A 10,049-nucleotide genomic window follows, 5' to 3' on the forward strand; every position below is an offset into this window, starting at 1 on the left:
CGGGACATGTTCCCGTCGGCCGGCGCGCCGGTGTCGGTCGGCCCGGCCGGGCGAAAACCCCGTCGAGCCGCCGCCCGGATCGATGTACCGTTCTTGATGTCCCTGCCCCATGGCGGCAGGGCCATCGATCCCGTACCGGCGGGTGAACCGGTTACACATGTACGTGGGGACTCTGTCCTTCGACCTCCTCCTCGGCGACATACATTCGCTGAAGGAGAAGCGCTCCGTCGTCCGTCCGATCATCGCCGAGCTCCAGCGCAAGTACGCGGTGAGCGCGGCCGAGGTGGACAACCAGGACCTCCATCGCAGGGCCGTGATCGGCCTCGCCGTGGTCTCCGGGGACGCGGAGCACCTGACCGATGTGCTGGACCGGTGTGAACGGCTGGTCGCCGCCCGCCCCGAGGTGGAGCTGCTGTCGGTCAGACGCCGCTTCCACGGCGAAGACGACTGACCGACCAGAGAACGCAAGAAAAAGAAAGAACGGGAGACGGACCAGTGGCCGACAACGCGCGCGCCAAGAGGCTGGCGGACCTCATCCAACAGGTGGTGGCCCAGAAGCTGCAGCGCGGGATCAAGGACCCGCGGCTCGGCTCCCACGTCACCATCACGGACACCCGCGTCACGGGTGACCTCAGGGAAGCGACCGTCTTCTACACCGTGTACGGGGACGACGAGGAGCGGGCGGCCGCGGCCGCCGGCCTGGAGAGCGCCAAGGGCATCCTGCGCTCCGAGGTCGGCCGCGCGGCGGGCGTGAAGTTCACGCCCACCCTCGCCTTCGTCGCCGACGCCCTGCCGGACAACGCCCGTACCATCGACGACCTCCTCGACAAGGCGCGCGCCGCCGACGAGAAGGTCCGCGAGGCGTCCGCGGGCGCCGGGTACGCGGCCGGCGCCGACCCGTACAAGAAGCCCGGTGACGAGGACGAGACGGACGACTCCGCCTGATGAACGGCAAGCACACCCCGCCCGACGGCCTTGTCATCGTCGACAAGCCGTCGGGCTTCACCTCGCACGACGTCGTGGCCAAGATGCGGGGCATCGCCAAGACCCGCCGCGTCGGCCACGCCGGCACCCTCGACCCGATGGCGACGGGCGTCCTCGTCCTCGGCATCGAGAAGGCGACGAAACTCCTCGGGCACCTCGCGCTCACCGAGAAGGAGTACCTGGGCACGATCCGGCTCGGCCAGACGACCCTGACGGACGACGCGGAGGGCGAGATCACGGAGCGTACGGACGCTTCGAAGGTCACCCGGGACGCGATCGACGCGGGCATCGCCAAGCTCAGCGGCCACATCATGCAGGTACCGTCCAAGGTCAGCGCCATCAAGATCGACGGCGTCCGCTCCTACAAGCGGGCCCGGGACGGCGAGGACTTCGAGATCCCGGCCCGCCCGGTCACCATCTCCGCCTTCTCGGTGTACGACGTCCGCGACGCCGTCGCCGAGGACGGCACCCCGGTGCTCGACCTGGTCGTGTCCGTCGTCTGCTCCTCCGGCACCTACATCCGCGCCCTCGCCCGCGACCTGGGCGCCGACCTCGGCGTCGGCGGCCACCTCACCGCCCTGCGCCGCACCCGCGTCGGCCCCTACAAGCTGGACTCGGCGAAGACGCTCGACCAGCTCCAGCAGGAGCTGACCGTGATGCCGATCGCCGACGCCGCAGCCGCCGCCTTCCCCCGCTGGAACGTGGACGCCAAACGGGCCCGGCTGCTCCTCAACGGCGTACGCCTGGAGATGCCCGACGAATACGCGGGCGTGGGCACCGTGGCCGTCTTCGACCCCGAGGGCCGCTTCCTGGCCCTGGTGGAGGAACAGAAGGGCAAGGCGAAGAGCCTGGCCGTGCTGGCCTGAGCCTTTTCGCCAGGCTCGCTCGGCTCGCTCCGCCCGTGGAGCGGCGAACACGGGGTTGTGCTGCGCCGCCGCTCCACGGTCCCCCCTCGGTTCCCCCACCCCTAAGGTGTGTCCAACCGCCCCCGTTCATTCACCCGTCCGGGCAGGCGCTCGGAGTGAACCGAGGGAGTGCAGGGGGGCGCGTTCGCTCTGCGATCTGTCCCGCTGATCATCCCGCCCCTACCGTCGGACAGAGGGCACGCGGGCGCGGCGGGGAGGTACGACGATGGCGGGAGCCTTGCTCGTCCGTGTCCGGGACCTCGCCGGGCGGCCCCGAGGCATCGGCTTCGTCGCCGACCACCACGGCACGGTGATCACCAGTCACGAGGCCGTCGACGGCCTGTCCCGGCTCGTCCTGTACGCCGCCGACGACGACCGCCACGAGCGCGGTTGCGTGGTGAGCGCCGACGCCGTGACCCCTCTCCCGGAGCTGGACCTCGCCCTCGTCCGCACCGAGGGCCTCGGCGTGGATCCGCTGCCGGTGACCGTGCGGGAGGGCGTCGAGCCCGGCAGATACGTCCGGCTGGCCGCCGACTGCTGGCGCGAGGCGCGGGTGCTGGCCGAGACGCCGGTGACGTACCCGGCCGGCGACCGCCGCCATCTCCTCGACGGCGCGCTGGAGTTGGCGATCGGCACGGCGGGGCGCGACGCGCTGCGGCCGGGCGGCGGCGCGGCCGGCGGGCCCGTCCTCGATGCCGAGACGGGCGCGGTCGTCGCCGTCCTCGGCACCGCGCTCCGGTCCGACCACCGCGACACCGGCTTCGCGGTGCTGCTGCGTCCGCGCACCCGGGGTGCGGACGAGACCGCGGGGGCCAGTGGGGCGTCTGGGGCTGGGGTGGAGGCGGGGGCTTCGGCATCGGCGTCTGCTCGGGGCGGCGGCGACCCCCTCGCCGAGTTGCTCGCCCGCAACGCGGCGACCGTGCCCGCGTACGGGGTCGACCTCAATCTGGCGGGCGTCCTGGAGCTGACGGCCACATCGGTCGGCTCGGACGGTCCGCCCGGCGCACTCTCCGGCACGCTCTCCGAGGACCTCGGCCGCACCGGTGCCGACGCCCGGGCCGTCGCCCCGGAGCCGGTCGAACGGGCGCTGCCCGCAAGGGAGTTCGCCGCGTTCGCGACGAGCCCGGCGGCCGTCCTCGGCCTCGTCGGCGCACCGGGCAGCGGCCGTACGACGGAACTCGCGGCCCTCGCCGCCCGCCGCGACCGGGGCGCGCGGCCCGCCCCCACCCTGTGGCTGCGCGGCGCGGACCTGCGGGACGAGGACGACTCACTCGCCGACGCGGCCCGCCGCACCCTGACCCGGGCGGCCCGCATCGTGGCGGCCTCGGGGCGGGCGGAGGGCGCTGCCCGCCCCGAGGCCGCCGCCCTGGGGGACGTCACCCCGGAGCGGCTCGCCCGGTTCGCGCGGGCCGTCGGGCGGCCCCTGCTGCTGGTGCTCGACGGCCCCGAGGAGATGCCGCCGGTCCTCGCGCACCGGCTCGCCGAGTGGACCGAGGGCACGGCGGACTGGCTGCGGGAGACGGGGGCGCGGCTGGTCGTGGCGTGCCGGGGGGAGTACTGGGAGCGGGCGGGCGCGGAGTTCCCGCCGGAGCTGCTGTACGGCGTCGCGGCGGCCGACGACCCGCTCCCGCCCTGCGTCCGCCTCGGCGACCTCACCCCCGACGAGGCGCGCGAGGCCCGCGCCCGCTACGGCCTTCCCGAGGACGCGCTCGCCGCCCCCGAGGCCCGGCACCCCCTCACCCTCCGCCTCCTCGCGGAGATCCGCGCCGCGCTCCCCGGCCCGCAGGGCCAGGACCCCGTCGACCGGGACGACGTCCTCGCCGCGCACCTCGACCTGATGTGCCTGCGCATCGCGGTCCGCCTCGCCGCCGAGAACGGGCTGCGCGGCACGGCCGTACGACGCCTCGCGGCGAAGGTCTCCGGGCAGGTGCACGAAGCGGCCCGCCGCAGTCTCGGGCCGGGACAGGGCGAGCTGGACCGGGCGTCGTTCGAGGCGGTGTTCCCCTGGGGGCCCGCGCCCGCCCGGCTCGGCGCCGGCACCGGCTGGGCGTCCGCCGTCCTCACCGAGGGCCTCCTCGTGCCCGCCGGCACCGGCTACCGCTTCGCCCACGAGGAACTCGCCGACTGGATCCAGGGCGTCCACCTCGACCTGGACGAGGCCCTGCGCGTCCTGGTCCACCGCCGCCGCACCCCGGAGGAGGGCGCCCACCGGCCGCACCGGCTGCACCGACTGCCCGTCCCGCACCACCGCATCGGCCCCGTCGTCCAGGCCCTGCTGCTCGTCGCCCGGCAGCAGGGGGCGCATCAACTCGCCGCCCGGCTGCGGGAGTTGGCAGACGCCCTGGAGGCCGACCCGGACTCGTGGTGGGCCGCCCGACTGCTCACCGAGACCCTGCTGCGGGTCCCCGACGCGACGCCGTACACAGGCGTCCTGCGCCTCCTGGCGGATCGCATCGCCGCGGGGCAGGGGGTGGGGGAGGGCGGGGCCGAGGGCGGCGGCGGGGGTGCGGATCTCGGGCCGTCCTTCTGGACGGGGCTCGCGCTGCCGCCCGACGCCCGCCTGGACCTCCTGCGCCGCCTGGTCCTCGCCGACGGCGCCCCGCACGACGCGGACGCGCCCCGCTACCTCGACGCGGTCGCCCGGCTCCTCGCCGTCGACCCCGTCGCCGTACAGCCGTACCTCACGCACTGGTTCGACGACGAGCGGCCGTTGCCGGCGACGCCGCACGCCACCGTGGCGACGGCCGCGCAGGCGCTGCTGCACACCCACCGGCACCGGGCGCCGGACGACCTCGTGGAGGTCCTCGCCGACTGCGCGCACCACCGCGCCGACGAGCTGCTCGGCGTGCTGGCGGAGGAGGAGCCGTCCGCGCTGTGCCGGGCCGTCGACCGGTGGGCGCACGACGGGCGGCCGGCCCGGCGGGCTGCGGCGGTCGCGTACGCACTGCGCGCCGCCCCGCACGCCACGACCGAGGCCGACCGCCGGCTGCTGCGCGACGCCGCCCTCGCCCTGCTCGGCCGCCCCGCCGACCACACCCTGCACAGCGGCGCGCTCGCCCTCCTCGTCCGGGACCCCGAGACTCGGTCCCGGCATCTCCCGCAGGCGCTGCGACGGTTCGAGGCGGGCGATCCGCAGGTGCCGCCGAGCGCGCTGCTCGCCGCCCTGGACACCCACCCCGAGCCGGTCCTGGACGCCTTCCGGACGCGTCTGCACGGCCCCGACCGCGCCGACGCGGGCAGGATCCTGCGCGCGCTCGCCGACGTCACCACGCCCGCACTGGCCCACCGGGTCGCCGTCCTCGTACGGGAGGCGCTGGAGCGGCGGCCGGAGACCGCCGGGCACGTGGCCGCGTACGTCGACCGGCGCCTGGAGCAGGGCCAGTCCGCCCGTCCCATCCTTCTCCCGCTGGTCATGGGCCTGCTGGAGGCCGGTGGCCCGGAGCAGGTACGGGCCGCGCTGGCCGGCGTACTGGCCGCGCCCGGCACCCCCGACTCGCGTCCGCTGCGTCGCGAACTGCTGGAGCACCTCCTCGCGCACGAACACGCCCCCACCGTCCTGGACGCCGTCCTGTACGGGGCCGCCGGGCGCACCGGCGACGACCTGCGCGACCTCGTCCACCGCACCGGCCTGCTCCTCGTCCGCACCCCGGACGGCGCGACCCGCTTCGACCGCGGGCTCGCCGACCTGGGGCGGCACGTGCCGGGCTTCGCCGCGCAGGTGGTGCACTGGCTCACGGACGCGCCGGGGGAGTGGGCCGGGCTGGTCGGCCCCAGCACCCGCCGCATGATCGAGAACCTGGCGGGGGCACGGGTACCGGCCTGAGCCGACTCGGGCGGGGTGCGTGCGGGGGGTGCGTGCGGGGTGCGTGCGAGGCGAGCGCGGGGTGAGTTACGCGGGTCGACTCACAGCCTTGATGCCGATGCGGGCCAGGGGCACCCGGCATGGCACTCTTAGACCTGCGTAAGAGGCAATGAAAGATACGGACACGGGTTCGAGGAGCGGTCACAGTGCAGCGCTGGCGTGGCTTGGAGGACATCCCCGAGGACTGGGGACGCAGCGTCGTCACCATCGGTTCTTACGACGGGGTCCACCGCGGGCACCAGCTCATCATCCGGCACGCCGTGGAGCGCGCCCGTGAACTGGGTGTGCCCTCCGTCGTCGTCACCTTCGACCCGCACCCCAGCGAGGTCGTCCGCCCCGGCAGCCACCCGCCGCTGCTCGCCCCGCACCACCGCCGCGCCGAGCTGATGGCCGAACTGGGCGTGGACGCGCTGCTGATCCTTCCCTTCACGACCGAGTTCTCGAAGCTGTCCCCGGCGGACTTCGTGGTCAAGGTCCTGGTCGACAAGCTGCACGCCAAGGCGGTCGTCGAGGGCCCGAACTTCCGCTTCGGCCACAAGGCGGCGGGCAACGTCGAGGTCCTCACCGAGCAGGGCAAGGTCTACGACTTCGAGGTCGACGTCGTCGACCTGGTGCTGTGCGGCGAGGCGGGCGGCGGCCGGCCGTTCTCCTCGACCCTGACCCGGGGGCTGGTCGCCGAGGGCGACGTCGAGGGCGCGGCGGAGATCCTCGGCCGCCCGCACCGCGTGGAGGGCATCGTGGTGCGCGGGGCGCAGCGGGGGCGTGAACTCGGCTTCCCGACCGCCAACGTCGAGACCCTGCCGCACACCGCGATCCCGGCGGACGGCGTCTACGCGGGCTGGCTGAACGTGAACGGCGAGGCGATGCCGGCCGCGATCTCCGTCGGCACGAACCCGCAGTTCGACGGCACCGAGCGCACGGTGGAGGCGTACGCCATCGACCGCGTCGGCCTCGACCTCTACGGCCTGCACGTCGCCGTCGACTTCCTCGCCTTCGTGCGAGGCCAGGCGAAGTTCGACTCGCTGGACGGGCTGCTGGTCCAGATGGCGGAGGACGTGAAGCGCTGCCGCGAGTTGGTGGCGGCGGCGGAGTAGCGCGGTGCTGACGCAGGCGCAGTAACGAGGGAAGGGCGGCCGGTGTCCGAGGACACCGGCCGCCCTTCGTTTTCCCCTAGTTCCCCTAGGGGTTACTGCTGGGGAGGCTGGGGGTAGCCGTAACCGGCCGGGGGATACCCGGGGTGGGGCTGCTGCGGCTGCTGAGGGTAGGGCTGACCCGGTTGCTGCGGGTACGGCTGGCCGGGCTGGGGCTGGGGCTGGGGCTGGGGCTGGGGTGCCTGGGGCTGCTGAGGGTAGGGCTGCCCGGGCATCGGCTGCCCCGGCATCGGCTGTCCGGGCATCTGCTGTCCGGGCATCTGCTGGCCCGGCATGGGCGGGGCGGCGACCGGCGGCGGGTTGCCGTCGCTGGTCCACAGGCCCTGGCGCTGCTGGTGGCGGATGAAGTCCTCCGCGACCATCGCCGTGAGGTTGAAGTACGCCTCCCGCACCTTCGGCCGCATCATGTCGAGGTCGACCTCGGCACCGGCGGCCAGATGCTCGTCGAACGGTACGACGACGACACCGCGGCAACGGGTCTCGAAGTGCGACACGATGTCGTCGACCTTGATCATCTTGCCGGTCTCGCGCACCCCGGAGATGACGGTGATGGACCGTGAGACCAGCTCGGCGTACCCGTGCGCGGACAGCCAGTCCAGCGTCGTACTGGCGCTGCTCGCACCGTCCACGGACGGCGTGGAGATGATGATGAGCTGGTCGGCGAGGTCGAGCACACCGCGCATGGCGCTGTAGAGCAGACCGGTGCCGGAGTCGGTGAGGATGATCGGGTACTGGTTGCCCAGCACGTCGATGGCCCGCCGGTAGTCCTCGTCGTTGAAGGTCGTGGAGACGGCCGGGTCGACGTCGTTGGCGATGATCTCCAGCCCCGACGGCGCCTGGGACGTGAACCGCCGGATGTCCATGTACGAGTTGAGGTACGGGATCGCCTGGACGAGGTCACGGATCGTCGCCCCGGTCTCCCGGCGCACCCGGCGGCCGAGCGTGCCGGCGTCCGGGTTGGCGTCGATCGCGAGGATCTTGTCCTGGCGCTCGGTGGCGAGGGTGGAGCCGAGCGCGGTCGTCGTCGTGGTCTTGCCGACACCGCCCTTGAGACTGATCACCGCGATCCGGTAGCAGGACAGCACGGGGGTGCGGATCAGCTCCAACTTCCGCTGCCGCTCGGCCTCTTCCTTCTTCCCGCCCAGCTTGAAACGGGACGACGCGGCGGACGGCCGACCGCTCTTCGCCTTCTGCCTCTTGTTGTTCAGCAGCCGGTCGGACGACAACTCCACGGCGGCCGTGTAACCCAACGGCGCCATACCGGGATTGACCGGCTGCCGCTGATCATGCTGAATCGGCTGCGGCCACGCGGCCCCGGCACGGGGGTCGAGGGGTTGCTGGGGGATCTGGGGCGGGGTGGGGGCGGGGGCGGATTCCTGCGGGGCGTGTGGGTCGTGCGGGGCCTGCGGGGCATGTGGTGCCGGCTGCGCCTGCGCCTGCGACTGCGGGAACTGCCCGGGGAAACCCTGAGGGCCACCTTGCGGGAACCCCTGGGCAGCGGCGGCGGCCGGAGCCTGACCGTCCGGCTGCTGCGGGATCCCGGGGTGCGGGAAGCCGGGGTGCGGCTGGGGGGCGTGCGCGGCCTGCTGGTTCTGGGGTGGCTGGGCTGCGGCTGCGGCGTGGGGCTGCGGTGCCGGGGGCTGGGGGAACCCGTAGCCGCCGGGTGCTTGGGCGTCGGCGGGGGGCTGAGGGGCTGGATGTGCCGGTGGGGGCTGGGTGTTGGGGGTGGCGGGGGGTGCTGCCGGGCCGGTGCTCTGCTGCGGGAAGCCGTAGCCGGGTGCCGGGGCGTCACCGGGGTGCGGGAAGCCGTAGCCGGCGGGGGTGTTGGGCGCCGGAGCAGGGGGCTGGGGGAACCCGTAACCGCCGGGTGCGTGGGCGTCGGCGGGGGGTTGGGGGAAGCCGTAGCCGCTGGGGGCGGGCGGCGGGGTGGGTGCCGAGGGGGCACCGGGGGGCGGGAAGCCGTAACCCGGCTGCGCTGGAGGCTGCGGCGCGGGCAGGTTCCAGCCGTCCTGCGCGGGCGGGGGAGTCTGCGGTTGGACAGGCGGCTGCGGGACAGGCGCGGGCGCCGCCGCATCGGCCGGCTGCGGCTGCGCAGGCCACTGGGCCGCGGGTGCGGGCGCCGCGGGCTGGTACGACGGCGGCAACGGAGGCATCTCGCTCTGCGGGGCAGGCGGGGGAGTCCAGGCGGGCGGTGCGGTGGGGACGGCGTCCTGGGGCACATGGGGCACGCTGTCCTGCGGCTCGACCACGTCCACGGGGATGGCGTCCGAGGGTTCGTCGACGGCGATGTCTTCAGGTGCGGGTGCGGGTGCGGGTGCGGGTGCGGGTGCGGGCGCTGGTTCTTGGCCCGTCACGGCATCGGCTTCGGGAGCGGTGTCGCCATCGAAGGACGCGGCGTCGGCACCGGTGTCGGCGTCCGCGGGGGCCGCGACGGCGTCGCTTCCGTCGGATACATCCGATACATCCGAACCGGCAGTTGTCTCCATGCCTTCCGTGGGCAGGGGGACCTCAGACGCGGGGGCCACGGCCTCGGCGGCAACCACCTCGGGCCCCTCGGCCTCGGGCTGCACCGCGGCGGCGTTCTCCGCGATCTCCCGCTTGAGAGCGGCCGCGGAGAAGCGCATGGTGGCACCACTCTCCAGATCCCCGTTACCGGAACCGCTGTCCTCGGCCTCAGGGGACGGGGCGGCGGCCCCCCACTGCTGCGGCGGTTGCTGAGGCTGAGGCTGCGGCTCGAACCCGCTGCCCGCCGGAAGACCGGGCACCACGACGGGAGGCCCGACCGGCGCAACCGGTACCCCAGGCGCAGGGGGAGCGGCGGGAACGACCGGCACGCCTGGCGCAGGGGGAGCGGCTGGAACGAACGGCATCTCAGGCGCTGGCGCAGGCGGAACGGCCTGAACGAACGGTGCTTCCGGCGCGGGCTGATTGACCGGTGCCTCTGGAGCAACCGGCGCGGCCGGAACAACTGGCACGCCTGGTGCGGGCGGCGCGACCGGAGCGATCGGAACCCCCGGCGCGGCGGGAACAACCGGCACCCCGGCCCCGGGCGGCGCGACCGGCACCCCCGGCGCACCCGGCACCCCCGGCGCACCCGGAACGACGGGCGCACCCGGAACGACGGGCGCACCCGGAACGACGGGCGCA

Annotated in this window: 6 protein-coding genes; 5 read left to right on the forward strand and 1 reads right to left on the reverse strand. The window is 74.4% G+C overall.

What is annotated here, in order from left to right; all coding sequences use genetic code 11:
* Positions 1-157: 157 nt before the first annotated feature.
* The 5 genes from BMZ82_RS25830 to BMZ82_RS25850 all read left to right on the forward strand — a co-directional run bounded on the left by BMZ82_RS25830 (position 158) and on the right by BMZ82_RS25850 (position 6,845).
* The gene (locus BMZ82_RS25830) at positions 158-451 is read left to right on the forward strand and encodes a DUF503 domain-containing protein (protein ID WP_093779791.1); all 294 of its coding nucleotides are present in this window, start codon (positions 158-160) and stop codon (positions 449-451) included.
* Positions 452-495: 44 nt separating this feature from the next.
* Complete coding sequence (gene rbfA, locus BMZ82_RS25835) at positions 496-945, forward strand: 30S ribosome-binding factor RbfA (RefSeq protein ID WP_093779792.1); 450 nt, start codon at positions 496-498, stop codon at positions 943-945.
* Positions 945-1,850 carry a tRNA pseudouridine(55) synthase TruB gene (gene truB / locus BMZ82_RS25840; protein WP_093779793.1) on the forward strand — a complete coding sequence of 302 codons (906 nt, stop codon included), beginning with the start codon at positions 945-947 and terminating at the stop codon, positions 1,848-1,850. The genes rbfA and truB overlap by 1 nt, the downstream gene beginning before the upstream one ends.
* A gap of 265 nt (positions 1,851-2,115) precedes the next feature.
* Entirely contained in the window at positions 2,116-5,712 is a 3,597-nt protein-coding gene (locus tag BMZ82_RS25845) for a trypsin-like peptidase domain-containing protein (RefSeq protein WP_093779794.1), read from the forward strand.
* Positions 5,713-5,897: 185 nt separating this feature from the next.
* Entirely contained in the window at positions 5,898-6,845 is a 948-nt protein-coding gene (locus BMZ82_RS25850; protein ID WP_093779795.1) for a bifunctional riboflavin kinase/FAD synthetase, read from the forward strand.
* 92 nt (positions 6,846-6,937) lie between these two features.
* On the opposite strand, the gene BMZ82_RS25855 is transcribed toward BMZ82_RS25850, so the two are convergent.
* A complete protein-coding gene (locus tag BMZ82_RS25855) occupies positions 6,938-9,526 on the reverse strand; it encodes a MinD/ParA family ATP-binding protein (RefSeq protein ID WP_093779796.1) in 2,589 nt (862 codons plus the stop codon).
* Positions 9,527-10,049: the final 523 nt, after the last annotated feature.

The organism is Streptomyces sp. yr375 (assembly GCF_900110755.1).
GTDB lineage: Bacteria > Actinomycetota > Actinomycetes > Streptomycetales > Streptomycetaceae > Streptomyces.